The organism is Streptomyces sp. HSW2009 (genome assembly GCF_040240285.1).
Lineage (GTDB): Bacteria > Actinomycetota > Actinomycetes > Streptomycetales > Streptomycetaceae > Streptomyces.
Window position 1 is genome coordinate 1 of the sequence record NZ_JBEHZD010000022.1, and the last position, 25,086, is coordinate 25,086.

Sequence of the window (25,086 nt, forward strand, 5' to 3'; positions counted from 1 at the left end):
GGGGGGGGGGGGCGCGGTCGGGGTGTGGGCCGGCCGCGGGGCCCCGGCCCGGGCCAGCACCGGCCCGCGCCCCGCCCGCACCTGTTGCCGCATGCCCCTGCCCCCAGCGCCGAAAGAGAGCGGGTTGTGATGGACGCCGCCATGGATACGTACGACGTGATCGTCCTGGGCGCGGGCCCGGTGGGCGAGAACCTGGCCGACCGGGCCCATGCGGCGGGCCTGTCCGCCGTGGTGGTGGAGAGCGAACTCGTCGGCGGCGAGTGCTCGTACTGGGCGTGCATGCCGAGCAAGGCACTGCTGCGCCCGGTCATCGCCCGGGCCGACGCGCGGCGCACCCCGGGGCTGCGGGAGGCCGTCGCCGGGCCGCTCGACGCCCCCGCGGTCCTCGCCCACCGGGACGCGTTCGCCTCGCACTGGAAGGACGAAGGACAGGCCCGGTGGCTGGACTCGGTCGGGATCGACCTGGTCCGCGGGCACGGGCGGCTCGACGGGCCGCGCCGGGTCACCGTCACGACGCCGGACGGGCAGCGGCGCACGCTGACCGCGCGGCACGCCGTCGCGGTCTGCACCGGCAGCCGCGCCGCGCTGCCCGACCTGCCGGGCCTGGCGGACGCCAAGCCGTGGACGAGCCGCGAGGCCACCAGCGCCGCCGCGGTACCGGGCCGGCTCGCGGTGGTCGGCGGCGGCGTCGTCGCGGTGGAGATGGCCACCGCCTGGCGCGCGCTGGGGTCGGCCGTGACCTTGCTGGTACGCGGCGACGGACTGCTGCCGCGGATGGAACCGTTCGCGGGCCGACTGGTCGCCGACGCGCTCACCGAGGCCGGCGCCGACCTGCGCTTCGGTACGTCCGTGACGGAGGTACGGCGCGCCGACCCGGCGGGCCCCGTCACGCTCACGCTCGCCGACGGCGCCACCGTGGAGGCGGACGAGGTGCTGTTCGCCACGGGCCGCGCCCCGCGCACCGACGATCTCGGCCTGGAGAGCGTGGGCCTGACGCCGGGCACCTGGCTTGAGGTGGACGACACGTGCCAGGTGCCCGGCGTGCCGGGCGGTTGGCTGTACGCGGTCGGCGACAGCAACCACCGGGCGCTCCTGACCCACCAGGGCAAGTACCAGGCCCGCATCGCCGGCGCCGTCATCGCCGCCCGGGCACAGGGCCTGCCCCTCCTGGAAACCGACCCCTGGGGCGCCCACGTCGCCACCGCCGACCGCGCCGGCGCCCCCCAGGTGGTCTTCACCGACCCGGAGGTGGCCGCGGTCGGCCTCACCGCGGCCGAGGCGGAACGGGCCGGCCACCGGGTCCGCGTGATCGACCACGACCTGTCCCAGGTAGCCGGCGCCAGCCTGTACGTAGACGGCTACCGCGGCCAAGCCCGCCTGATCGTCGACGAAGACCGAGGCCACGTCATCGGCGCCACCTTCACGGGCCCCGCCGTAGGAGAACTCCTCCACTCGGCGACCCTGGCGGTGGTCGCCGAAATCCCCATCGAACGCCTTTGGCATGCGGTGCCGGCTTATCCGACGGTCAGTGAGGTTTGGTTGCGGTTGTTGGAGAGCTACCGCCGTTAAGTACACACGGTGGAGGCTGCGTATGCATGGTATGGCTCGAAACATGATCGAACGTCCCTACGACGGTTGTGGTCGCTGCCTCGTCGGCGTCCGTCGCCTCTCCCAGATGTCCGCAGCCACCAGTTCACCGGAACGCCAGCGTGAGAACGTGCTCGCCGTGGTCGAGTCAAGCGGCGGGCACGTCATGGCCTGGGCGGACGACTGGGAGGTGTCGGGGGCGACCGACCCGATGACCAGGCCGAAGCTAGGCCCATGGCTGCGAGGGGAGCGTGGGCCCTACGACGGCATCGCCGGGGCGGCGGTGGACCGTTTGGGTCGCAACCTCGTGGACTGCCTGAACACCGGCTACATGATGCGGGACACCGGCAAGCTGCTGCTTACCTACGGACACGACGGGCCGTGGGACCTTGACGACCCGAACGACGAGAACCGCTTCACCATGGAAGCCTGGGGCGCCCAGATGGAACTGCGCGCCATTCAACGCCGCAACCGCGAGGCGACGATCAAGGCAAGGCAGAAGGGCCGGGTCAAGGGCAAGCCCTCCTACGGCTACGAGTACGTACGCCCGGCCCCCACTGCTGCCGTGGAACGGGTGGCGCTGCACCCGCACGCTTCCGCGATGATCCGCGAGGTCGCTCAGCGGATACTCGCCGACCCAGAGCAGGTCACCCCGTCCTCCGAGGCCGTGCGACTGACGCGGGCAGGAGAGCTGTCCCCGAGTGACCACCGGGCAGTGCTGTACGGTCGGCGGCCCGCCGGCCGTCCGTGGCAGTCTTCCGGGCTGCGTGACATCCTGGTCTCCGAAGCCGCGCTCGGGTACCTCATGCACGGCGGTCGTCCCGTGATCGGGGAAGATGGCCGTCCGGTTCGCGTCGCCGAACCCCTGTGGGATCGAGCCACCCACGAGGCGCTCAGGCGCGTGATTCACCAGCGAGGCCAGGCGCATTCCACCGGCGAGCGGGTCTCGAACCACAAATACCTGCTCACTGGCATCGTGTTCTGCGGGCAGTGCCACACGCAACTGAACACGAACCCCGCCCCGGAGCGTCGCGGGGGGCGCCGCTACCAGTGCAAGGCCCGCTGGAAGGGCATCCTCGGGGCCAGCCACTGCAAGCCGTCACCCTCCCATACGGTCAGGGGCCTGGACGCTCAGATCGAGAACTGGTTCCTCTCGCAGTACGGCACGGGCATGATCATGGAAACGGTCTACGACGCAGGCGACGGCACCCCCGAACGCATAGCGGAGGCCGACGCCGCCCGCCGACGACTGCGAGACGACCGGGAGGCGGGGTTGTACGACGCGCCGGACGACGCCGCGTGGTTCCGGGACCGCTACGCGCAGATGGGCCGGGAACTGTCGATGTTGCGGCGCATGCCAATCCGCCCGCCCGGCATGGTCACCCGCCCAACCGGCCAGACCATCGAGGATCGGTGGCACAAGGCTCCCGACAACCTTGCGAAGAAGGAGATCCTCCGTGACTTCGCAGTCCGGGTGACTCTGTGGCCTCATGCGGCGCCGCGGCGTTGGCATGCGGGCATCGTTCACGGGCCCCATCAGGAACGGGTGAACTAAGGCCGCCCGGTTTCCCTATATCGATCTCACGGCACGGCCAAACAGGCACCAGGCACGCACCCTTCTGGTCCAAGTCTTCTTGTACCAGGAGGGTGCTGTGTTCGGCACGTGGGCAGACACGGAGCGGGAATGCGCGGGGCGGTTGTGGGCGGAGTCAGGGCCGGGCGAGGAAGGAGTACCGCTCTCCTCGTGGCTCCTGACTACCGGGAACCCGTCAGTAGCGCAGGAGGCTGCTGAAACATTCCGTGTCGAGGGCTCGGCAGAGCGGCAAAACGAAAGCGGCTTTGAGCTCGTTCTCGGCTGTGACACCTTGACCGTTGTGGTCGCCAACACCAACCTCGTTGTCAACCGCATGGTGGCGAGCGATGGGCCTGCGGCAGGGCACATCTGTGACGGCGAACGGTTCGTGGAACCAGCGGCGGACGCTGGACACCTCTGCGGTTGTCCTCGTGTGCTGAGTGAACGTAAAGCGAAGAGCAGGTCGGGGCAGGGGCCAACGCCGGATTGTCGCCTCGTTTTCCGACTCGCCGCGAAACCTGAGCTTGGCAGTTTTTGTTTCCGGTCTCAGTCATGGGAATTCGCCCTGTCGCTACGTTCTCTCCTTGCGAGGGCGGGCAGCAGGGGGCCAATGACGGTCGATCTGACGCGACAGGTGTCCCGCATGACTACCCGGTCAGGTACGGAGATCGTCCTCACGTCTCTGGTGGCCTCCCTGACGAAGACAGGAATCCTTGGAGTGGCGGTCTGACCCACCGTGGCTCTGGATTGCAGATCGAGCGGACCGTGGGTCGGCCAGCGAGCGTGCTGTGCTCCTGTTTCGCGCTCACAACGAGCCGGCGTCCAGCGCGGCCTTGGGGAACGCGTTGCTGTCCTCGCTTCCCAGGCCACCGAAAAGGGGGCAGCGAGGACAGCTAGGAGGCGTGGATGAGTACGGCCCTCTGCGTGGGCGGTGCGCCAACCGCCCCTACACTCAGACCTCCGAAACCGTTCCACCCCGCGACGTCTGCACCGCCCGGAACAAGGGGTGGCAAAACGTGCAGGACTGTCGACCCGCGCCCCTCATCTGGGCCAAGAAGCTCGACGCCTATGTCGAGGAGTGGTTCCTGCGCAAGTTCGGGGACGGTCTGATCTGCGAGACGGTGTTCGACCCGGGCAACGGAATCACCGAGCGCGTCGCCGAGATCCGGGCGACGCGTGAGCGGATGCGCGGCGACCGCGAAGCCGAGCTCTACGACTCGCCCGATGACGCCCAGTGGTTCCGGCAGCGGTACGCCGCGCTGCGTCAGGAACTGGTCTCCCGGGAACGTGAACCGCAGCGCCCCCGGGAATGGTCCGCCGCCCCACCGGGGAGACCGTCGCGGACCGCTGGCAAAAGGCACCCGATGTCCAGGCCCGCAAGGAGATGCTGATGGACTTCCGGGTACGGGTCACGCTCTTCCCCACCGGCAACCCCGTACGGCACGTGGCCGGCGTGGTGCACGGACCTGATCGGCACCCGGACGCTATGCGGTAGTAGATGGTCGGGCCGTCACCGCTGTGAGGGGCGCCCCGACAGTCCTGAACGCACTATCTGAATCGCCCGGGTCAGCCAAACCCGGCATGACGACCACTCTTTGTGCCTGCTCACGTGAAGGCGACGGAAGGTCGAGGAATGCATTGTGCTCTGGCTGGGAATGCGGTCGGTCTCCTCTGCCGCTTCCGCATTGGCTCGTGGAAACTGATGACGAGGCGGTTATGCGGAAGGTCAATGAGATATGCGCAGGTGATTCGCCCATCCAGGCTCCGGGAGGCGAGTTCCGGAAGGTCCTCCGGAGGGATCTCTTTACTGTTCGCGTAGTCGACTCTTCCTGCGAGGGTACAGGCGTGGAGACCGTGGAAGGTGTCCGGTGCTGTCGCGCGCGATCAAGGATCCTCCTTGCTCTTGGACCCGATCCGCAGATCGGCCCGCTCCTTTTCGAGACCTCCTCTCGACGGTTTGCCGAATCGCTGACGGTCTCCCGCGCCCGGGCAGGATTAAAGACCGGCCCGTATCTTCTCCGACTAGTTCTGGAAACTGGCTGGCTCAGCACACGGTCGGGTGTCGAAGTCGCTTTCGTCCATCCAGTCGCTAGGGACGTTTCCTTCGCTTGAGGGAATTGCAGTCAGCAGGCGGGGACTAAGGGGCTCGGGGGACGTGGTAACGGGATGGTCGGATCTCGCAGTTTGCATCCGTGCTGGTGGCCGGTGCGGGGGCCGTGCCCCGGTGCATGGCTCAGCGGTCATCACCTGAGCCGCTCTCGGCATGTCCTGGACTCCAGCGCCAGCAGTTGATTGCCGTCGTTGTTGAGTGGTCCAGTAGCGAAACCGCGCTCTGGACCCAGAAACCAATGGTGTTTTCTTGGGCTGATGTGCTGTGGCTGTGGAGGTCTGAGCTACGGGGTGCGGCCATTGGCGCTTCTGGGTAGGTCGCTGAAGGCCGGGGTGTCGCCCGTCAGGGCAGGCAGAAGTTGAAGTTCGGCGAATTGCCATGGGGTCTTTGCGGCGGTGGTGAATGCGGCGGGGCCTTCTGGGAGGCGGGTGAGGACGCCGAGGAGGAGGGTGTGGGAGACGGCCAAGAGCGGGCCGTGGCGCCCGGCGGCGTGGTGGAGGAAGGCGGCGCAGTGGCGGGCGCGGGTGTGGAGGTCGGCGAGGCTTTCGCCATCTCCGCAGCGCAAGGAGGGGTTGGCGAGTCGACGGGCGCGCCAGGCGCGGTAGGCGGGCGGGTCGGTTTCGGCGGTGCGGCCGAGGACGATGCTCGGGGCGCGCCATTCGGCGAGGAGGCCGGAGGTGGCAACGATCGGCAGGCCCGTGAAGTGCGAGACGAGGGTGGCGGTCTGGCGGGCGCGGGGGATCGGGCTGGTGACGATCGCGGTGATGCCCTCGGGGAGCGGGAGGGAACGGCGCACCTGGTCACAGCCCTCCTGCGTGAGAACAGCCTCGTACGGGGCGTGGTAACCGGGGCGATGCCCCTCGTAGGCGCCGTGGCGCATGAGCCAGATGTCAGCCAAGAATCCAGCCTCCGTCGACGCGCAGGGTCTGGCCGGTGGTGAAGCCGGCCTCGTCGGTGGCGAGGAAGGCGACGGCCGCGGCGACGTCTTCTGGGCGGCCCCGGCGCTGGACGCACTGGCGGGCGAGTTGGCGGACGGTCATCGCCTGCGGGTCTTCGACGACGGTGTCCTCGGCTGGGACGCGGATGGAGCCGGGGGCGACGCAGTTCGCGGTGATGCCGGCGGGGCCGAGTTCGCGGGCGAGGGCGCGGGTGAGTCCTTCGAGGCCGGCCTTGGCGCTGATGTAGCCGGCGAGGTCGTGGCGGCCTGTCGTGGCGAGGACGGAGCCAATGGTGATGATCCGGCCCCAGCCGGCGGCCGTCATGGTGGGGGTGAGTTCGTGGGTGAGGAGGTAGTGGCTGGTCAGGTTGGTGGCCAGGGCGTCGTCCCAGTGAGCCGGTGTCGTCTCCGTCCATGGCCGGCGGGGGTAGGCGCCGGCGTTGCTGACCAGGATGTCGATCGGACCGAGCCGGTCGTGGGCTTTGTGGCAGAGGGAGCGTACGGACTCGGTGTCGCGGAGGTCGGCCGCCAGGGGGATGGTGGTGCCGCCGCTGTCGGTGATGTGGGTGGCGAGTTCGGCTGCGGCCTGGTCGTCGTCGAGGTGTGCGAGGACGACGGTGGCGCCGTCGGCGGCGAGGCGGCGGGCGATGGCCGAGCCGAGGCCGCCGGTGACTCCGGTGACCAGGGCGGTGTGGCCGTTCAGGGGGCCGGGCATGGCGACTCCAGTGGGCAGAAGTAGGTGGTCGGGTCGAAGGCGGGGCTCATGGCCTCGGCGAGCCGAGCGAGCAAGATGAGCCGGTCCTCGGGGGCCAGGTCGGCCAGGTCGTAGACGCCGAGGATGCGCATGGCGAGGTAGGGGCGGAGCAGGTTCGCCAGGTTCGCGCCGGGCCAGAGACGGTCCGCGACCGGCTGTACGAGCTGGTTCCAGTACGCGGTCACGGCCGTTCGTCGGGGTGCCGAGAGGCGCGGGGTGTAGTCGATGTGGATGGTGCTCGTGGCGTGGTCGACGTCCGCTCGCCGGATCTCGGGGGTGTTGGACGGGACGTGGTTGAAGGTGGCGGGGTGGTCGGCGAAGGCGGTCGGGTTGTAGGTGGGTACGAGCCAGCCGCCGAGGGCGGAGGTGTACCAGAGGAAGTTGGCGAACTCGCCGGGGATGCTGTTCATCCCGGCGGTGTCGTAGTCGAACCAGGCGAGCGGGTGGGCGAGGTTGACGTCGGTGGGGTCGCCTTGGGTGAGGGCCGCCCAGACCGGCTCGGCCGTGGCGAAGTGGGCGCGGAGCCAGCGGAGGGTGGCCGCCCAGTCGAGGCGGTGTCGGCGGCCGTTGATGCTCAGGGTGCACGTGTCGAGGCGGGAGACCGGGACGTCGACGAGGCCGTCGGCGATGAGGAAGTCGTTGCCGGCGTAGTACGTATCGAGACGGCCGCCGGGCGCCGCACGGTCCCAGTACAGCTTGCCGACGACATGCGCGGGACCGGCCGGCCATGCCGTCGCCAGGATGACCTCGCGGTACGCGGCCGTGAGCTGGTCCATGTAGGTGCCGAGGTCGCCGCCCGGCTCGTTCGCGTTGAGGAGGTCGAGCAGGAGGCCCTGGTCGGTGCCCCCAGGGAGGCGTTCGTACGCGAAGAGGTGCCCGTCCGGCACGCGGAAGTGGGCGTGCAGGGCGGGGATGCGGTAGTGCCGGGCCAGGCGGGTGTGGCCGCGGATCTCCTCGCGGGCCTCGGCCACATCGCGGGTGTATTTCAGGAGCAGCGGGCGGCCGAGGAGGTCAACGGGGCAGAGCAGGTTGCGGGTGAAGCGCCGTACCGGCCCCAGCCGAAGGAGAGGCTGGAAGGTCATGGCCCCACCCCGTTGAGCAGGTCGAGGCAGACCTGGGCCAGCGCGGTGGGCGGGAAGGCGTCCATGCGAACGTCCGTCTCCGGGGCGATGGCATCGCGAACGGGGCAGAGGTCGCCCTGGTGCATGCGGTCGGACAGATCGGTGGCGACGGCGTGGTGGTGCGGCAGGCCGGTGCGCCACTTGCTGTGGCTGTGGCGCGCGTACAAGCCGATGACGGGCGGGGAGCTTCCGTCCCGGCCTTGGGCCATCGCGGCGAGGTGGGTGAGGCCGGTGTCGTTGCCGACGATCAGATGGCAGTGCGGGAAGAGGTCGGCGAGATGGTCGGCCGGCATCCCGTCGAGGTGGAGCACCTGTACATGGCGCCGGGGAGCCTCCGTGGTGACGCGGAGCCCGTCACCAGGGTTGCCACCGATGAGCAGTAGCCGGGCCTGGGTCTGCCGGGCCTCGGCGATGTGCTCGGCCAGGGTGATGTAGCGCTGGGCGGTGTAGTCCTTGCGTTCCGGCCAACTGGTGGCGGTGATGGCGGCGATGGTCAGGCGGCCGAGCCAGCCCGTCGAGCGCAGTTCTTCCACGAGTTTGTTCGGTCCGGTCGCGAGGGTGGGAGCGAAGGGGGCCGTCGCGGACAGGCGGATTCCGAGGCGGCGCTCCAGGGCCAGGTAGTGGCGGGCGGGCAGGTCCGGGTGGGCACGGCCGTCGGTCGACCAGCAGGGCGGGGTGGCCGGGTCGAGAACCAGGTTCACCGCCGCATCGGAGCCGTGCGCCTCGATTCCCGCGCGGTCGCCGATCACGGCCCGCCGACCGCTGGGCGCGGTGGCCTGGGGCTGCGTGGTCAGCCCGGTGCGGGCGATCAGCCCCGTGTACGGACCGACCGCCTGGACAGCCACGCGAACCGACCGCAGCCGCAACCAGTCGAGGACCGCGCGGACCCCCGACAGCGCGAGGAGGGAGTCGCCGAGCTTCCCCTCGAAGGCCATCACGACCTCGCCGCACCCGCTGAGACGGTGGACGAGTTCGGCCGAGGCGGCGAGCGGCAGCGGCGCGCCGATGGGAACGCTGTCCCGGTCGTACCCGAGCGGGGTGGTGTGGACGGCCCCGGCGGGGACGACCAGCGAACCGTGGTGGAACCGGACCCCCGCCGGAGCGACCGCTGTCACGCCGCGCCCTGGATCGTGGTGAGCGAGACCAGGGGCAGATCGAGCTCGGTGAGCAGGTCGCGGGCTCCGCGGGTGGTGTCCTCCACCAGGCAGGCCGCCGCCAGCGGAACGGCGCCAGCCTCCCGGAGGCGGCGGGTGAGGTCGGCCAGGGTCCGGCCGGTGGTGATCTCGTCGTCCACGATGACGATGCGCTGGCCGGGAGCGATGCCGTACGCGAAGACATCGGTGCGCATGGCGTGGGGCTCGCTGAAACGGACCGCGCCGTCGAGGGGGAGGTGGAGCTTCCAGGCGATCTTGTACGGGCGGCGGGCGGCGCCAGCGAGGGAGACGGGCGGCAGGAGGCCGCCGGCGTCCAGGCCGAGCAGGAAGTCCACGGAGGTGAGTCCGTCCGGCACCTGCGCTTGGAGCAGACGCCAGAGGCCGGCTCCGGTGCGGGCGAGAGTGTCGGGGTGGACCGGGGCCTCCAGGCCGTCCAGGGAGTGGATGACGCGCTCGCGGCGGCTCGTGGCTCCGACGCTGAGACGCTCGACGATCCGGGCGGAGAAGGACGGCAGGGTGATGGTTTCGGGCATGGCGAAGCTCCTGTCGGATGGAGAACAGGGAAGGAGAGGGAGGTCGCTCAGGCGGCGAGCTGGGCGGCGTACCAGGAGAGGAACTGGTCGACAGCCGCGCAGACGGACTTGAGTACGAGCTCGGTGTCGCCGTCGCGCCAGGTGTTGGCGATCTCGGCCAGGGAGGGCACCGACACGGCGGGCAGGCCCGGCATGCAGGACGCCGCGGTGAGGATCCGGTCGGGCCCGGACTCCCACTGGTTGTGCTCACGCAGGAGGAGGCGGCAGGCGAGCACGAGGTGCTTGTACAGCTGCCGCAGGGTGGCTGGCCTCGCGTCGGCGCGCAGGCGGCGCATGGTCAGGATGACCTGAGGGAGTTCGCGGACTGCGGCGAACGCGAGCTCGTCTCGGCCGATCGTCGGCAGTTCGAAGCCGGGCGCGGCATGCAGGACGGGGCTGCCCTGCTGGAGCTGGTGAAGAACGAACTCCAGGCGCGGGGTGAGGCGCCGGGCGGTCAGTTCGCCGGGGGTGACGAGCGTGGGACCGAGGGAGGCCGCGCCGTCCATGGCCGTCCGGTACCGCTCCAGAGCCTCGTGGACCTGGCCGATGGCCTCCTGCTCGGCGACCACGAGCAGGTCCAGGTCCGACCAGCCGGCGATCCAGCTGCCCTCGCCAGGACTGCCGGTCAGGGCGACCAGCCGTACGCCGGGGCCGTATGCCCGTACCGCGTCGGTGAAGTCGGCCGTCGCCGCGGCGCCGGCGGCCGGCAGGCCCAGCCCGTACGGGGTGGCCACGCGCAGCGCCGTGGCAGCGGGCGGGGCAGCGGTGCGCCGGAGGCGGGCGCGTAGCGCGACGATGCTGCCGGCGTTGTCGATCACGTGGTCGGCGAGCGCGGCCACTTGGTGGGCGCCGCGGCTCATCTTGATCTCGTCCTTTGCGGCGACGGCCTGGGCCGACGTGCCGGACCGCGCGACGCGTACAGCGAAGGAGGCGTCCAGATAAACGATCTGGAGCTTGTCGCCCATGAGCTGCTTCAGCTCGGCGATCGAGGCGTCGTCGTGGACGGATTCGATGGTGAACAATTCCGTGTCGACGTGGCCGTCCGCAAAGCGGTTCAGCTCGCCGAGCAGCAGTTCGGCCTGACGACGGGCCGACAGCGCGTACGGGTCCGCAAGACCCTCCCGGTGAGCCGCCTGCCGCAGCAGGAACCCGATCTTGAGGCGCTGGGCACCGCACGTGCGCTGGACGAACTCGGCACTGGTGCTCTTGCCGCACTCGCTGAGCCCGCCGAAGGCGAGGACCCGGCGCAGATGCCGACTCGGCCTGACCTCTGCGGGGGCGGCGTCGTCCCGCCCGTAGAGCTTGAAACGGGCTGGCGCGGGCAGTCGGCGGTGGCCGGCGACGACATCGGAGACCAGGGAGTCGAGGGCCGTATGTAGCTCCTCCCGCTGGCCGCGCAGGGCCGGGACGCGGTGGCGAGCCAGCTCGTCCCGGGCCGCCGCATGCTCGCTGTGCCAGATCCGCAGCGTCAGGATCGACAGGCGGTCGACGACGGAGGCGAGCGTCTCGGTGTGCAGCGGCGCGTCGGCGCGGCCCGCGTCCGCCAGCGATCCGAGGATCTCGTCGGCTCGTTCGGCGAGGGCGTTGCGTTCGGCGTTGAGCTGGTCGATCTCCCGCTTGCAGTCGGCGACCTGGGCGGCGGAGAGTAAGGCGCCGCGCACCCGGTCCTCGGTGTCCCACAGACGCCCGTTGACGGTGTGGAGCCGGGTGATGGTGTCGTCCACGCGGCGCCGGTCCTTGTCCTGGAGCGTGGCCGTGGCCCGGGACAGACCAGGTGGTAGAACCAAGGGCGGGGAGTTCTGTGTCATCGGGGACTCCCGTCGGTGGGTCGGGGGAGGCCGACGTGGCCTAGTACGTCGGCGTGGATGTCGTCCAGGGAGCGGGCCTGGCAGGCCACGACTGCGGTGTACGCACCGTGGCCGGCCTGGTGGAGCAGGACCGCGTGCAGCGTCTTCTGGTAGGCCGGGTAGATCCCGGTCCAGGGGCGCCCCTCGCGGGTGCTGGTGATGGCGTAGCTGCGTTCGGCGTCGAGGGATGGCAGCAGGAGGATCGAGGTCTCCGGTGCGGTGGCTCGTGAACCTGCGATGCCCGCCACGGTTTTGAACGCCTCGCCGATCGTCAGCCCGTCCTTGACCACGCAGGTCGCGGTGGCCACGGCGAGGAGCATGGGCAGGCCCCGGTCGAGCAACCCCGTGCGTCCGGCTTCGCGGGCGGCGGCCCGCTTGGCGTGGCCGGCGAGCAGCATCTCGGTGAGCTCGACGGTCGTGGATATCTCGAACCACCACCGGGCGTAGTCGCCGGCGGCAACCCGCGCCCACGGCTCGGGGTCGTGCTCGTGGACCGCGCCCAGCGGCTGGAAGCCGTCCCAGCGCCGGGCCAGCCGCACCAGATGGGTCGTCTTGCCCACGTTGTCTGGGCCGTTGAGGCTGACGAAGTCCGGGGCCTGCGCCATCGCTCACGCCTCGCGGATCGGGGTGTCGAGGACGGAGACGATCGCGTCCGTGTTCGCGGCGATGAACTCGGCGAGCTCCGGCGGCATCAGGTTCAGCTCATGGATGGCCTCGGCGGTGAAGGGCACCCGGAACACCTCGTACCCGCCCCGCTCCGGCTTGGCGAACTCCGTCCCCGTCCGCGCGGCCAGGTCCATGGACTCCAGGCGCGCGGCGAAGATGTGCTGGACTCCGATGCCGCCCTCCAGCTCGTCGGTGATCAGGTGGACGAGCTCGGCGCGCTCCAGCTTGCCGCCCAGTTCCTCGAACACCTCGCGGTGCAGGGCCGCCTCGATGGTCGTGTCGTCCGCCTCGACCCCTCCGCCGACGGTCACCCAGTACGGTTCCCTGCCGGGCTTGGTGCGCTTGATGAGGACGAGTTCGTCGCCGTCGAGGAGGATGGCGCGGGCGTTGCGCTTGACGATGTCGGTCATGAGGTTTGCTCCTTCTGATCTAGGACTGGAGAGAACTGGCCGAGGGGCACTTTTCGACGGTCGCCACTTTCCCCGGCTCGTGAATACAGCATGGTGCACACTGGTCGCGGAGCGTGACGCACGGGTGCTGCAACAGTGCTGCAGCGATGCCGAACGGGGTTGGCCACACGGGTTGCTTCGGCGTCCCACCAGTGGCGGACAGGGGGTACGACGGTGGTCACGGTGCAGCGATGGTCCGGCCGGGAAGCTCGACTGTTACGCGACGCCCTGCGCATGAGCCTGCGGGAATTCGCCGCCTACCTGGGCGTCAGCGACCGCACCGTGTCGAACTGGGAGGGCGGTGGAGCGAGTTACCAACCTCGCACCGAATCCCAGGCCGTACTCGACACCGCGCTCGACCGCGCGTCGAACGACGCGCAGGCGCGGTTCGCGGCGGCGCTGGGAACGAACGACGCCGCGCCGCCCGGCACAGGCCGGATCGAAGTCGACTCCCACAAGTTCCTGCCGGTCTTCATCGGCATCGAGCGCGCCAGCCGGCTCCGCGCACACATGACTCCGAGCGCGGACGACCAGTGGCTGGAGTCCTCCTCAGCCCGCGTCGACCACCCCGAAGCGCAGGACTGCGTCCTGCACGTCTTCGCGTGCGGGGTCGCCGTCTTCCACCTCGTCCAGCCGCACGAGCCCGCCACGCTCACCGACCTCGCCGTCTGGCGCTACCGCTCGTACGCCTGCGACCTGCCCTGGGCACGGGACGAACTCCGTGACCTCCTGGGCGAGGACCACGGCAGCGTCCCCAACCCCGAGTACGTCCTGTCCCTGTACTGGCTCACCGCAGGCCCCTGGACCGGCCACGCCCACGACACCGCCCTGCGCCTCTTGTCCACTCCTTCCGTTCTGGTCGACCGCGGCGCTCCGGGCGGGCCCGCACCTCTGGGTGGCACGGTCGAGGAGTCGCTGCTCGCCACCGGCTTCGACCACCCTGACATCGTGTCCTTCGGCGTACGAGGAGTCTCCACCGCCTACGCCGGCTGGTCCGGCGTCGCCTACGCCTCCCATTCCCGTGAGCGCAGCCTCACCATCGACGAACTGGTCAGCTGCGAACTGGCCGTCCAGGCCCTGTGGTGCTTCACCCGCCAGGTCCAGCAGATGATCGAGGACGGTCGGGACCCGTCCATGCCCGAGCAGTACGGCTGGCGCTTCCTGCGAGCCGCCTCCTCCCGCCTCACCACCGCCCGAGCCCAGGAGACCGCTCAGCACGTCCTGATGCGGGAGGCCATCATGAAGACCAGCGGACTGGCCGAGCGGCTGCGCGCCGCACAGGACGCTCTACGCGAGAGCGTCGACTGAACACACGGGGCAGGAGAGACAGCGGATGGACATCGGCAACGCCGCGCTGGTCGTGATCGACATGCAGAACGGCTTCGTGAACCACCACAGCCGCCACGCCGTGCTCGCGGTCTCCGACCTGATCGCCCAGTGGTCCACCGCCGGCCGACCCGTGATCTTCACCCGGTACTTCAACTACCCGGACAGCCCCTACGAGCGCTTCTTCCAGTGGCACCGGCTCCAGGAAGCGCCCGAGACCGACATCGTCCCCGAACTCACCGAGGCCGCCGCCCACGCACACGCGATCGTCGACAAGACCGGGTACACGCTCCTCACCCCAGAAGCCTCCGGACTGATCGGCCGGGCCGGCTGGACCGACCTCGTCTTCTGCGGGATCGCCACCGAGAGCTGCGTCCTGAAGTCCGCAGCCGACGCCTTCGAGCACGGCTACGCACCCTGGATCGTCACCGACGCCTGCGCCAGCGACGCCGGCCCCGACATCCACGACGCCGGCCTCCTCGTCGCCCGCCGCTTGATCGGAACCGGCCAACTCGTCACCAGCGACCACGTGATCGGCCAACTCACTGCGTACGCCGGGGCCCCGGTGTTGGAATAGCCCCATGGCCGACACGCTGTACGACACCGATCTGATCATCATCGGCGGCGGCCCGGCCGGCTGCGCCGCCGCCCGCATGGCCGCCAGCGTCGGCATGCACTCGATCCTGATCGAGCCGGACCGGCTGTGCCGGAACCTCTACCGGATCCCGGCCCTGAACAACGTCCTCGGCGGCTACACCAGCGGCCCCGAGCTCGCCGACTCCATCGTCGCGGAGCTGAAGAGCACAGAGCTGTGCCGCCTCGAACTCGGCTGGCGCGTCACCGCACTCCACGCTGACGACGACCGGGTGAGCGCCACGCTGGACACCGGCGCCCGTCTCACTGCCCCGTACGCGATCGTCGCCACCGGCGTCGGCCCCCTCCAGCCCCGGGACGTGGCCTGGATCACCGCCCCCGACGGCCTGGCCCTGCCCCCGCTCTGGGAGGCCGAGGCGGACGAGGCCGAAGGCCATACCCTTCTCGTCCTCGGCGGCGACCGCCCGATCGGCACCTTCCTGCGTGCCCACCCGACCACCGACACCCGCCTGCTCGTGGCGTACCCGGCGGCCGACGCGTACAAGGTCGAGGAGATCCGCGAGGACCCCCGAGTCACCCTCCTCCCCGTCGAGCACCTGACGCTGACCTGCGGAGAAGGCGCCCAGGTATCAGCGGAAGCAGTGGACCGGGGCGGCGCCCGGCGGACGGTCACGGCGGACGCCGTCTACCTCAGCATCGGCAACGCGCCCACCGCCCCAGCCGGAGAGCTGGCCCGTGGTGCGGACGGATACTGCCCGCTCACCGACCAGCACCCCCGCATCATCGTGGCCGGCGACCTCCGCTCCGCCCGCTTCCAACGGATCATGACCGCTCTGGGCTCCGGCAGCGAGGCCGCGCTGCACGCTTACTACGCGGCCCGGGGACTAACTGCCAGGGGATGACCACGTCAGCGCGGTACCGCGGCGGCATCGGAGAGTGCTCGGATCGGCATCGCTGCGCGCCGTCAGTCCATGATGGCGAAGCTGCGACTAGCGGTAGCGCTCGATCTTTGTGGTTCAGCGCTGTCGCGGGGAACCGTTCGCGAGCGTGGTAGCGATGTGGGCTGGGTGCTGCTGGGACTCCTTCCGGCGTGTGCTTACGCAGAATTCGTACGGGGCGGAGGCGGGGACCTGCGAGCTGCCCCGATGGTTGTGGTGAGGGCTTCGCGGGTCAGGGTGACTTCGGTCCGCATGAGGTCGCGGTCGCCCGCGCAGGCGACTTCGAGCGCGTGTTCCAACTCCGCACGGGCGCCTTTCACGTCGCCGTGCTCCAGCCGTACCAGGGCGGCCTGGCGGCGGATGCGTACCTCCGTCGCACTACCGGAGTCGGCGCTCGTCAGCGCGGCACGGAACCAGTACCCGGCTTCCCTACGTCCGCCCGTACGGTGTTCCAACTCGGCCGTGCACAACTGGTCGAGTGCCCGGGCGGAGCTGTTGAGCGGGCTTCGGTGGGCGTGAGCGATCCGCAGTGCGTGGCGTGCCGCTTCCATGCGTCCGAGATCGAGGTGGACCAGAGCCGTGGTGCGCCATGTGGTGGCCAGCCCGTCGCGGTCTGCCGCGTCCTGGTAGAGGGACGCGGCGTCGCGCAGGGCGGGCAGCGCGCTCTCCGGCAGTCGTCGATCGCGCAGCACTACGGCGTGGCGCAGCAGTAGCAGCGCTTCCACTCGTCGCAGCCCCCAGATCCTTGCCGCGTCGACCCCGAGATGCTGTCCCTTCTGCCAGATGGCGCAGGCGCCGTGTTCGAGGTAGACAGCCCAGGACGCGACTGCGAGATGTGCGGTCAGGGAGGGTGGGCCCGCGGTTCGTGCCATCTTCAGTACGCCTGCGAGAGCCGCGTGCTCCAGGGCGAACCACCTTCTGGCAGCGCCGGGGCCGGAGAAGGCCAGAGGTGCTACGGAGTAGGGGAAGACGTAGGTGGGCGCCAGAACGGGCTCGTCGGGGAGCAGGATTCGGCCGGCCTCGGTCGCCGCGGCGAGGTAGTGGTCCGCAAGTCGGAGTTGCGCTTCGCGCCGCGTGTCCCAACTGGGGCGAAGGTCGGTGAACGCCCTCTCCTGCGCGTCCCGGTGCGCCTGCGGCGACATGGAGTAGCGCCCCTGGTCATGCGCGTACAGGCCGGCCTCGTGGAGTGTGGCCAGGCAGTGGCCGACGGACACCGAGGGCGATGACCTGTCCGTCAGCGCGACGGCCTGGGCGACGTCTGCGGTGAACGTGCCGGTGGGGTGGAGGGACATGAGCGCGTAGAGACGGCGGGCGGCTGGGCTGGCCACACGGGCCAGGGCCCTGCTCGGATGGGTCACGACGCTTCCCTGGCGACGTGGTCGGCTCGGCGCGGCCCGTCCTCAAACGCCCGGCCGGCCAGCTCCGAGTCAAGGCCAGACAGCGGTGTTCCCTTGCCGGCCCGTCCGGCCCACGACATACAGGTGGGGACACGAGCCCCACCGGGCAGCGACGAACCGTGCGCGGATGGTGCGCTCGGCATCGTGATCGCGTACACCGCCCGGCGCGGGGCGATCGGCGGCGACGGGACGGTGCTCACGACCCACCTGCCTCGGGCAGCACGGTGTTCGTGCCCCGGTTGGCGTGGTGGCCGAGCCAGGCGACCTCCACGGTGGCCGCGAGAGCGACCGGGTCCACCAGATGGTCGGTTGGTGGGCGGACCCACCTCGCATGCTCGGGCGAGACCGGCCACAGACGCTGTACGTGCCTGGCGGGCACACACACGGCCCAGTCACTGACCGGCCAGCGCCCGGCGGTGCCCTCCGGCACCAACCACAGCAACCGACGACAGGCGAACAACACGGGGCCACAGCCGCGCTGTTGGTGATCCATACTGCGCACGGCAGCCGCGCCAGCCAGGTCGCTGCGCGTGATCACGACGTCATAGTCCTGGCAGTACAGCCACACCAAGCCTCGGAGCCTGGCGTGCGGAGACTGTGGAGGGCACACCGCCGCGGCGGTGCGCTGGCGTACGACGGGTGGCCCGCCGTACGCCTCGCGGTGGGCCGCTGCCTCGTTCCCGTCTGTGGTCGCCTGCACACCCGTGCGCGGCGGCGTCTGCACGTTGACGACCGGCCGGAGTTGCCTTGAGGCTGTGTTGCCCCAGGTGGTGGGGGAGAGGAGTGGCGGGTGGCGAGTGGGGCTCACGGCTGCGCCTGCGTTGCGAGTTCGGAGGTGGTCCGATCGATGGCGGTGTGGAGTGCACGGACGAGGCGGGCGACGGACTGGGCCCGCTGCATCATTGCCGGGGCTGTCGGGCGTGGGGGCGGCTGGTGGAGGCGTCGTTCCGCATCTGCCAGGGTGAAGTCCGCGAAGGCGACGGCATGCGCGTTCGTGGACAACTTGCCGCGTAGGGAACGGAGCTCGTTGGCAGCGGCTAGGCCGTGACCGACGAGACGTCGGGTCGCCTCCACCGTCAGGTGCGGGGCCGGCAGCGGACGACCTGCGACACCTTGGGCGAGCACGTCCGCGACCTCGCGCAGCGCCTCGTTCCGACGTAACCACGCCCACACCTGCTCAGCCGTCAGGAGACGGTGGGCCCAGGCGCGGGTGACGAAGTGAGGGCGTGTCCGCGCGTCCACGCTCTCCAGCAGGGCGCGTGCCTCACGACGCACCTCGTCGACGGGGACCAGGAGCCTGGCACCCATCTGGGCCGCGGACAGTCCTTCGGCGACCAGAGGTACGAGGCGGCGCTGGGAGCCCGGGAGCGCGACACCGGAGAGGTCTTGCTCCTGGGGGCGTGGGATGGCCTCCACCGTGTACGCGATGGCGATCAACTGCGGAATCTCACTCGCCTGGTACAGCTGATGCCGCGCCGAGCGCAGGTAGCCGTTGGCAGTGGTCTGGCTGATACGGAGGCGAAGGGCGACCTCGGCCATGGAGAGGCCGTCGGCCAGACCTGTCAGGACGGCGCGCTCCCGGGCGGAGAGGTAGACCTCGGGTTCGTCTGCGCTCATGTTCGTGCTCCGGAGTGAGTGGTGTGGTCGGTAGGGGCGCATGGCGCCCGCGGGGGCAGGGCGAGGGTGAGGTGGGAGCGGGGCGAGGATGTCGTGGTGCGCCGGTTTCCCGGGGTGAGTTCGCCGGCGCCCGACTGGCCGTGCCTGCAACTCCGTTGGGTCGCTGACGCGACCGGTTCGGGCGGTGCTGGGCGCGCTGCGCGGGGTTGGCCGGCTCCCGCTTCGTACGGTCGTCGTTGGCGACGTTTGGCCTGGGTGCGGGCCGGGAGGCGGGTGGCCTCGACGCGTGCCGCAGCCGTGTGTGGTGGGCTGGGTGCTTACGTCGTTTCGGGCGGCAGGGGGAGCAGGCACCACGTGGTCCGGCCCCCCTCGCTCACGCCCCAGGCCGTCGTGAGGGTGTCCACCAGGAACAGGCCGCGGCCCGAAACCTCGTCGGCCGACACCTGGCGCAGTTCGGCGGGAGACGTGCTGTCGTCGCTCACCTCGACGCGCAGCCCCTCGGCGACGTGCCGCACGCGCAGCCCGACGCAGCCGTGCCCGTGGTCGATGGCGTTGGTGACGAGCTCGGAGACGACCAGCTCGGCGTCCTCGATCAAAGCGCCGGGCAAGGCCCAGTTCCGCAGGGACGCCCGGGTGATGCGTCGCATCCGGCCCACCTGGGCCGCCGAGGGGGCGAACGTCACCTCGAAGGCTCGCCCCACGGCGTCCGCACTTCCCGGTGGAGGACCGGCGGCTGCAACGGAGGTCATCGGACGCCCCCTCAACCGACCCGATACGGGGGTAGGTCTACACGGTGCCCGGTCGGGAGAATCGATACTTCGGCAACGCGCACCCGGACGACGGTCCACTTGGCCCCGGTGGCGCGACGTACCGGGGACCCGATCGCAACGGGCGTCCGCGGGCGCCGATCGTGAACCAGCAGAGTGGCAGCCGGCGTCGGCTGCACGGAGGCCCGCGCCAGCCGCTCGGCCTGCTGCTCGCCGGCGTCCCCGCACATCTGTAGGGGGAGGGGGTTGGCCAGAGGCACCTGCCGGACCGCCGCAGCGGTGCTCACCATCCACCGGCCGGTTCGCCGGTGGACGGTGTGCCGCACGAGTTCGAGGTGGTCCACCTGGGAGGTGGTGGCGTTCTCCACCTGGCCAAGCACCGTCGTGGTGGTGTCGTTCGTGGGTGTGAAGAGGGGCATGGGTACTCCGTCCGGTCGTCCGCAAGACCGATCAGCATGATTGCGGTGTGTACTGGAAGCGCCTCGATCAGTCACTATTCACCCAGAGCGAGGGCCGGTTCGGGCAGTGCCGGATGCGGACTCCTCGAAGAATCCGCATCACGGTCCGGAGGCAAGGCAATGGCACAACCCATGCGGAAACTCCGCCCCGAGGCGTCGCCCGCGGAGTGGTTCGGAAACGAACTGCGCAGGTTACGCCTCGCCGCCAAGCTGTCAGCGACAGCTCTCGGACAGTCGGTCCAGGTCAGCGGCTCAGTGATCCTCAAGATCGAGAAAGGTGAGTACCCCGGCTGCCAGTTGGACCTGGCACAGCTTCTCGACGCCGAACTCGGCACGGACGGCCTCTTCGAACGCGCCTGGCCCATGGTCTTCAACCGCAACCATGCGGATAAAGAGCGAACTGATGCGGATCGGCAGGCCACGAGCAAGGGTGAGGCACCCTGCCCCGCCGCATCAGGGCTCATGCTGGGAGGAGACGAACTGGAATCTCGCCCAGGGAGCCACCAGCCCGTGAACCGACGCACCTTCCTCAACGCCGGCAGCCTCGCCGCCCTCACCCCGACCGACCTCGCGAAGTACCTCGCCTCGGACCCCCAACCACTACTCCCCGACGTCATCCGCACCACCGACATCTCCCAGGTGCACACCGTGGCGAGCGCCATCAGCGGGTGGGACAACTCCTTCGGTGGCGGCGGCATAGTGCGGCACCAGGCAACCAAGGCCATGCAGTGGGCGGTCAGCCTGCTGAACACCCAGTGCCCGACCGACCTGCGCCCCGACCTGACCGCCGCCGTCGCACGCCTCGGGGTCGTCGTCGGCGCCACGGCATTCGACGCCTATGCCCACGACGACGCCACACGGGCCTTCACCTTCGCCGCGGCCTGCGCAGAGGAGGCCGGAGACTGGCACCTACGGGCCAAGGCGTACTCCCTCCTGGCCCGTCAAGCAGTGTGGATCGGACGCCCCGACGACGGCCTGACCCACGCCGAGAAGGGGCTTGTCCGTGCCGACCGGCTCACCGCCACCGAACAGGCCATGCTCCACACCGCCCGCGCCCGCGCCTTCGGCGCAATGGGCAACGCCCGGGACACGATCACAGCCGTCGGACTTGCGGACGACGCCTTCTCCCGCGCATGGCCCCAGGACGACCCGCCACACATGGCCTACTACGACGCGGCCCAACACGCGGGCGACACAGCACACGCCCTGTTCGCCCTGGCAGTCCGGGGCCGGCACACCCCCGGCGGAGCCCAGCGCAGGTTCACCGCCGCCGTCGATGGCCACACGGACGACTACAAGCGCTCGCGCGCCATCTCGCGTACCAAGCTGGCTACCTTGATCATGGTCACCGGCGACCCCCGACAGGCCGCGCAGGTCGGCAACACAGCCCTGGACGAAGTCGGACGCCTCACCTCACGCAGGGCAGCCGACGACGTACGCGAACTCGGGCGAGCAGCCGCCACGTACGCCAAGATCCCGGAAGTCGCCGCGCTGCGCCAACGCGTGGCCACGGCGGTGCGCGCATGACGGCGGCAATACGCACCCCGCAACAGACAGACCGCAGAGCGCTGGCACAAGCCTGCCGGACCGCCGGATTCCCGGGCGCCGAAATGGCCGAACCCCTGCGGTTGGCGGAGAACGAGACCTGGCGGCTCCCCGACCACCAGGTCGTCGTCCGTATCGTCGCGCCTGGTCAAGCCCTCGCAGCAGGGCGAGAGGTGAGGGTGGCCAGATGGCTGGCCGCCAACGACGTCCCCACCCTCCACCCCCTCGACATCCCGCAGCCCGTCGACATCGACGGAGGACGCGCCGCGACCTTCTGGCAACAACTCCCCGACCACCGCCACGGCACGATCACCGACGTGGCCACCGCCCTGCGCGCCCTGCACAGCCTTCCCGCACCGGAGTTCCTGCCCCCGCTGGACCCGTTCGTACGCGTCGCTGACCGGCTCGCCGCCGCGACCACCCTCAACGAGGACGACCGGCGATGGCTCAGCGGCTTGTCCGCGGACCTCGCAGCGGCGTGGCGAGAGCGCCCACCGGGAGCCCCGGACGCCCCCGTGCACGGGGACGCGTGGCCCGGCAACATCGTCCGCACCACCACGGGGCACGTGCTCATGATCGACCTCGAACGCTTCTCCGTGGGCCCACCGGAATGGGACCTGGTGTCCACCGCCGTACGTTTCACCACCACGGGCGCGGTCACCGCCAGCCAGTACGCGACCTTCTGCACCGCTTACGGAGGCCAGGCGGCCGACGTTACCCAGTGGTCCGGCTACGCCACACTCGCCGGCATCCGCGAACTGCGCATGATCACCTACGCCGCCCAGCACGCTGCCCGGCATCCCAAGTGGGCCGACCAAGCACAGCACCGCATCGACTGCCTGCGCGGGCGCCGCGGCCCCCGCCCCTGGCACTGGACGGGCATCCTGTGACCCCGGCCGCCTACCTGCGATGTGCTGCCATTGTCGAACCGGGCGCACGCACCTGAGCGGGTACCGTCCGACGCTTCGTCAGACGGGCATGACGGCCATGAAGCGGTACCAGGGAAGTTGAAGAGGCATGAGCGGCACAAAGGAGATGGCGTAGATACGAGCGTCAGGACCTCGAAGCCGGCGCGTGGTCTCGGCGGCCGGATAGGAAAGTGAGGGCAGGTTCGGGGAGTTCCACAGGCGTCGGCCTGCTGCTGTCGACCGTACGGATCGTGTGATGGCCTGCATGCGCGAGTCGTCTTTCCACTGCGCGTCGTGTAGGCGCAGTTGGGCCATCATCGGCAGGGCCCAGTCCGATTCCCAGCGGATCAGACTTTCGGGGGCCTCGGGATCGGTCAGCGCCCATTCCATGACGTTGGCGCCTTCCCGAATCCACGGGAACAGGCGGGTGATCGCCTGGTTGTGTGCGAGTACGTCCCAGCGGTAGTCGCAGAGGTACGCGCCCCAGGGTTCGAGGCCCTCGACGAAGGTGCGGATACGGGGCGGTATTGGTGTGTTGCCGGTGGGGGCCATGATTTCTTCGGGGAGATCCTGTGCGCCGACGAGGCGGTAGAGGACGAGCCACTCCTCTTCACTCAAGTCGAGAGCGCTTCTGATCTTGGTCAGGAGGGTATTCGAGTGGCGACCCGAGTTTCCGTTCTCCAAGGCGCGGTACCAGCGGCCGGAGACGCTGCAGAGTTCGGCGGCCTGGTCCGTGGAGAGGTTGTTTCGTTCGCGGGCGGCGCGGAGGACACGTGTGATCATGTTCGGGGTTCCAGGTCGAGCGTTCATGGCAGAAGAATGAAGAGATCGTGAATTAGGCCACGCCCCGAACGTGACCTAAAGCGCGGGCGCTCACTCGCGCCTTTCCTTGGTGATGGCTTTTGCTCGCGGAATTATACGGCGCCCGCGCGATCGATTCGTACGGCGTGGAACTGTCGGCTCCCCTGTCCTACGACAGGGGAGAATCTTCGTGGCAGAAAGGCATGGTCAGGCTTCGCCTATCGAGCTCGTGCACGGTAGTCGACGGGGCGTCGAATCATGGATGGTTGATCGTGGTCAGGTGATGGGGAACGCGACTCGTGCAGCGAGCATCAATGACCGCCGGATCGCGGAGTGTCGTCGACGGCACCGAGATCTGTGTCCGGCGGCCCGATGCCGGGCACAAGGACCGGGGCAGGTTCACCTTCGGCAAGAACAAGCAGAACGCCGTCGAATCCGTGATAGTCGCGGACGGCCAAGGCCACATGCTGTGGTGCAGATGAACACTGCCTGGGAGCTGCGCGGACCTCACCACGCCCGCCAGTTAGGGCTTGTCAAGCTCCTGATCGGCAGACGCGGTCGAGCTCCTTGCCAGTCCCGACTATCAGGGCCCCGGCGCCCAGACCTGTGAACGTGTGAACGCGTCTGCCCTCGTGACCAGCTGCCGAGTATCGGTACCGGACGCTGGAGGGCATCACCAAGCCACTGCCCGAACTGCTGGTTGGATCACCAGATCCAACGGCCATGCCTTGAGATACGGGCCTGAGGCCCGCCTATCTGTGGTGAGGCGCCGATCGAGTGTGGTCCCCATGGCATACGGGTGTGATCGGGTCACGTAGCGGAGGTGCCTGGGTGCTTTGGGGACGTGCTGGTCGTGCCCACCCCCGTTCAGCGAAGGCGGCATCCACCTATGCGACGCTTCGGCACTCTCCTCGCGATCTGTCTCGGCGCGGCTCTCTTGGCCGCAGGCACCGCGGCCCCAACAGCTTCGGGCTTGTCCCGAGAGGACATCCCCACACGCACCGTTGCCACCCCGGCAGAACAGACCCAGGCGGAGCGTTGTGTCAACGCCGACCGATGGCCCTTCGTCGTCAAAAATGACACTCGGCAGCCCGCGCTGGTCTTCGACGGGCGCGACTGCAACGGGAATATCATCGGTGTCGTGCCCCCCGGGCAGACCCGAACTTTCGACTTCGGCGAGAGCGCCTACTTCCGGGCGTGACCGTCCGCTTGCACCAGAGACATCGTGCTGCATGCCCCACGCCGGTCCACGCGCAGCCATCGGTAGCGTGCGCCGTCTATTCCCGGCGTACGCCGGTAGCTGGTGCTGCGGATAGCCAACGGCCGCCGGAGTGGGCCCGCGTGGGAGGCAGTGTTTCGATAGTCGCACCAGCCATGGTCGTGCCCCTGGGAGCTGGTGCGGCACCCCTCAAGAGCCGGCTAGACAGGAGGTCGTGAGGGTTCAACGAACCTTCGCGACCGCAGGATCATCTCTGCCTTGAGAGGAAGCGAACCCATGCGTCGACTCACCAAGCTCGGTCTGTCGCTGTCCGTTGTCGCGGGCGGCATGCTGTTGTCTGCGGCCCCGGCTCAGACGGCCGTGGCAGCTCAAGCCATGTACACCTGCCCCGACGAGTCCATCTGCCTGTTCTCGTCGCCCAATGGCAAGGGAGAATCCCTCGCCGTCGGTCAGGACACGCCCCAGCTGGGGGACCAGTCCTGGAACGACAAGGCTCGCAGCGTGAACAACGAGACGTCCACTGACTGGTGTCTGTACCGCGACAACAACTACCAGGGTGAGTGGAAGCGCGTAGCACCCGAGGAGAGGACCAACCTCACCGGCGACTTCGACAAGAAGGTCAGCTCCCTGCGCGCGATGCCCGACGACGGCTGCTGACACATCCACACAGCCCGACTCTGGTCTGCCCCCCGCGCGCTGCGCGCTCGTCGGGGGCATGACCGGAATTCCGCACACACGAAGCTCGT

The 25,086-nt window shown here is 69.7% G+C and carries 25 protein-coding genes; 11 read left to right on the forward strand and 14 right to left on the reverse strand.

The genetic code is table 11. The annotated features are described in order from the left end of the window. The first annotated feature begins 129 nt into the window (after positions 1-129). From AAHZ94_RS03100 to AAHZ94_RS03110, 3 genes are all read left to right on the forward strand, one after another. Positions 130-1,569 carry a dihydrolipoyl dehydrogenase family protein gene (locus AAHZ94_RS03100; RefSeq protein WP_349990290.1) on the forward strand — a complete coding sequence of 480 codons (1,440 nt, stop codon included), beginning with the start codon at positions 130-132 and terminating at the stop codon, positions 1,567-1,569. Positions 1,570-1,612: 43 nt separating this feature from the next. After that, positions 1,613-3,142, forward strand: a complete 1,530-nt coding sequence (locus AAHZ94_RS03105) for a recombinase family protein (RefSeq protein ID WP_349990291.1) — start codon at positions 1,613-1,615, stop codon at positions 3,140-3,142. A 1,034-nt stretch (positions 3,143-4,176) separates the two neighbouring features. After that, on the forward strand, positions 4,177-4,551 hold the full coding sequence (locus AAHZ94_RS03110; protein WP_349990292.1) for a hypothetical protein: 375 nt from the start codon (positions 4,177-4,179) through the stop codon (positions 4,549-4,551). A 1,002-nt stretch (positions 4,552-5,553) separates the two neighbouring features. On the opposite strand, the gene AAHZ94_RS03115 is transcribed toward AAHZ94_RS03110, so the two are convergent. From AAHZ94_RS03115 to AAHZ94_RS03150, 8 genes are read right to left on the reverse strand one after another with little or no spacing between them, the layout of a single operon-like run. Then, positions 5,554-6,168 carry a histidine phosphatase family protein gene (locus tag AAHZ94_RS03115; protein WP_349990293.1) on the reverse strand — a complete coding sequence of 205 codons (615 nt, stop codon included), beginning with the start codon at positions 6,166-6,168 and terminating at the stop codon, positions 5,554-5,556. Continuing rightward, complete coding sequence (locus AAHZ94_RS03120) at positions 6,161-6,922, reverse strand: SDR family NAD(P)-dependent oxidoreductase (protein WP_349990295.1); 762 nt, start codon at positions 6,920-6,922, stop codon at positions 6,161-6,163. The genes AAHZ94_RS03115 and AAHZ94_RS03120 overlap by 8 nt, the downstream gene beginning before the upstream one ends. Next, entirely contained in the window at positions 6,907-8,043 is a 1,137-nt protein-coding gene (locus AAHZ94_RS03125; protein ID WP_349990296.1) for a hypothetical protein, read from the reverse strand. Before AAHZ94_RS03125 ends, AAHZ94_RS03120 begins: the two co-directional genes overlap by 16 nt. After that, a complete protein-coding gene (locus AAHZ94_RS03130; RefSeq protein WP_349990297.1) occupies positions 8,040-9,197 on the reverse strand; it encodes a glycosyltransferase family 9 protein in 1,158 nt (385 codons plus the stop codon). Before AAHZ94_RS03130 ends, AAHZ94_RS03125 begins: the two co-directional genes overlap by 4 nt. Beyond that, a complete protein-coding gene (locus AAHZ94_RS03135) occupies positions 9,194-9,769 on the reverse strand; it encodes a phosphoribosyltransferase family protein (protein ID WP_349990299.1) in 576 nt (191 codons plus the stop codon). The genes AAHZ94_RS03130 and AAHZ94_RS03135 overlap by 4 nt, the downstream gene beginning before the upstream one ends. Before the next feature lie 47 nt (positions 9,770-9,816). Further along, entirely contained in the window at positions 9,817-11,616 is a 1,800-nt protein-coding gene (locus AAHZ94_RS03140) for a DUF4254 domain-containing protein (protein WP_349990300.1), read from the reverse strand. Further along, positions 11,613-12,260 (reverse strand): hypothetical protein, encoded by a 648-nt coding sequence (locus AAHZ94_RS03145; RefSeq protein ID WP_349990302.1) that lies wholly within the window; start codon positions 12,258-12,260, stop codon positions 11,613-11,615. The genes AAHZ94_RS03140 and AAHZ94_RS03145 overlap by 4 nt, the downstream gene beginning before the upstream one ends. A 3-nt stretch (positions 12,261-12,263) precedes the next feature. After that, a complete protein-coding gene (locus AAHZ94_RS03150; RefSeq protein ID WP_349990304.1) occupies positions 12,264-12,731 on the reverse strand; it encodes an NUDIX hydrolase in 468 nt (155 codons plus the stop codon). A gap of 273 nt (positions 12,732-13,004) precedes the next feature. On the opposite strand from AAHZ94_RS03150, the gene AAHZ94_RS03155 reads away from it, so the two are divergent. The 3 genes from AAHZ94_RS03155 to AAHZ94_RS03165 are packed head-to-tail and all read left to right on the forward strand — an operon-like array spanning position 13,005 to position 15,592. Next, complete coding sequence (locus AAHZ94_RS03155) at positions 13,005-14,078, forward strand: helix-turn-helix domain-containing protein (RefSeq protein WP_349990305.1); 1,074 nt, start codon at positions 13,005-13,007, stop codon at positions 14,076-14,078. 25 nt (positions 14,079-14,103) lie between these two features. Continuing rightward, complete coding sequence (locus AAHZ94_RS03160; protein WP_349990307.1) at positions 14,104-14,673, forward strand: cysteine hydrolase family protein; 570 nt, start codon at positions 14,104-14,106, stop codon at positions 14,671-14,673. Between the two features lie 4 nt (positions 14,674-14,677). Then, entirely contained in the window at positions 14,678-15,592 is a 915-nt protein-coding gene (locus AAHZ94_RS03165; protein ID WP_349990308.1) for an FAD-dependent oxidoreductase, read from the forward strand. A gap of 194 nt (positions 15,593-15,786) precedes the next feature. On the opposite strand, the gene AAHZ94_RS03170 is transcribed toward AAHZ94_RS03165, so the two are convergent. The 5 genes from AAHZ94_RS03170 to AAHZ94_RS03190 form a co-directional block, all read right to left on the reverse strand. Continuing rightward, positions 15,787-16,986, reverse strand: coding sequence for a hypothetical protein (locus AAHZ94_RS03170; protein WP_349990310.1), 1,200 nt, complete (start codon positions 16,984-16,986; stop codon positions 15,787-15,789). Beyond that, positions 16,983-17,225 (reverse strand): hypothetical protein, encoded by a 243-nt coding sequence (locus AAHZ94_RS03175; RefSeq protein ID WP_349990311.1) that lies wholly within the window; start codon positions 17,223-17,225, stop codon positions 16,983-16,985. The genes AAHZ94_RS03170 and AAHZ94_RS03175 overlap by 4 nt, the downstream gene beginning before the upstream one ends. Beyond that, complete coding sequence (locus tag AAHZ94_RS03180; protein WP_349990312.1) at positions 17,222-17,833, reverse strand: hypothetical protein; 612 nt, start codon at positions 17,831-17,833, stop codon at positions 17,222-17,224. Before AAHZ94_RS03180 ends, AAHZ94_RS03175 begins: the two co-directional genes overlap by 4 nt. Then, on the reverse strand, positions 17,830-18,642 hold the full coding sequence (locus tag AAHZ94_RS03185) for a LuxR C-terminal-related transcriptional regulator (protein WP_349990314.1): 813 nt from the start codon (positions 18,640-18,642) through the stop codon (positions 17,830-17,832). The genes AAHZ94_RS03180 and AAHZ94_RS03185 overlap by 4 nt, the downstream gene beginning before the upstream one ends. A gap of 317 nt (positions 18,643-18,959) precedes the next feature. Continuing rightward, a complete protein-coding gene (locus AAHZ94_RS03190; protein ID WP_349990316.1) occupies positions 18,960-19,391 on the reverse strand; it encodes an ATP-binding protein in 432 nt (143 codons plus the stop codon). A 596-nt stretch (positions 19,392-19,987) separates the two neighbouring features. On the opposite strand from AAHZ94_RS03190, the gene AAHZ94_RS03195 reads away from it, so the two are divergent. Then, positions 19,988-21,394, forward strand: a complete 1,407-nt coding sequence (locus tag AAHZ94_RS03195) for a helix-turn-helix transcriptional regulator (protein WP_349990317.1) — start codon at positions 19,988-19,990, stop codon at positions 21,392-21,394. After that, positions 21,391-22,302 carry a phosphotransferase family protein gene (locus AAHZ94_RS03200; RefSeq protein WP_349990319.1) on the forward strand — a complete coding sequence of 304 codons (912 nt, stop codon included), beginning with the start codon at positions 21,391-21,393 and terminating at the stop codon, positions 22,300-22,302. The genes AAHZ94_RS03195 and AAHZ94_RS03200 overlap by 4 nt, the downstream gene beginning before the upstream one ends. 78 nt (positions 22,303-22,380) lie before the next feature. Here the strand turns inward: AAHZ94_RS03200 and AAHZ94_RS03205 are convergent, their stop codons facing one another. Next, the gene (locus AAHZ94_RS03205; RefSeq protein WP_349990320.1) at positions 22,381-23,103 is read right to left on the reverse strand and encodes an MmyB family transcriptional regulator; all 723 of its coding nucleotides are present in this window, start codon (positions 23,101-23,103) and stop codon (positions 22,381-22,383) included. Positions 23,104-23,420: 317 nt separating this feature from the next. Between AAHZ94_RS03205 and AAHZ94_RS03210 the strand changes: the two genes are divergently transcribed. The 3 genes from AAHZ94_RS03210 to AAHZ94_RS03220 all read left to right on the forward strand — a co-directional run bounded on the left by AAHZ94_RS03210 (position 23,421) and on the right by AAHZ94_RS03220 (position 24,997). Beyond that, positions 23,421-23,603, forward strand: a complete 183-nt coding sequence (locus AAHZ94_RS03210) for a hypothetical protein (RefSeq protein ID WP_349990322.1) — start codon at positions 23,421-23,423, stop codon at positions 23,601-23,603. Positions 23,604-24,094: 491 nt separating this feature from the next. After that, entirely contained in the window at positions 24,095-24,322 is a 228-nt protein-coding gene (locus AAHZ94_RS03215; protein WP_349990324.1) for a hypothetical protein, read from the forward strand. A gap of 294 nt (positions 24,323-24,616) precedes the next feature. After that, positions 24,617-24,997 carry a peptidase inhibitor family I36 protein gene (locus AAHZ94_RS03220; RefSeq protein WP_349990326.1) on the forward strand — a complete coding sequence of 127 codons (381 nt, stop codon included), beginning with the start codon at positions 24,617-24,619 and terminating at the stop codon, positions 24,995-24,997. Positions 24,998-25,086: the final 89 nt, after the last annotated feature.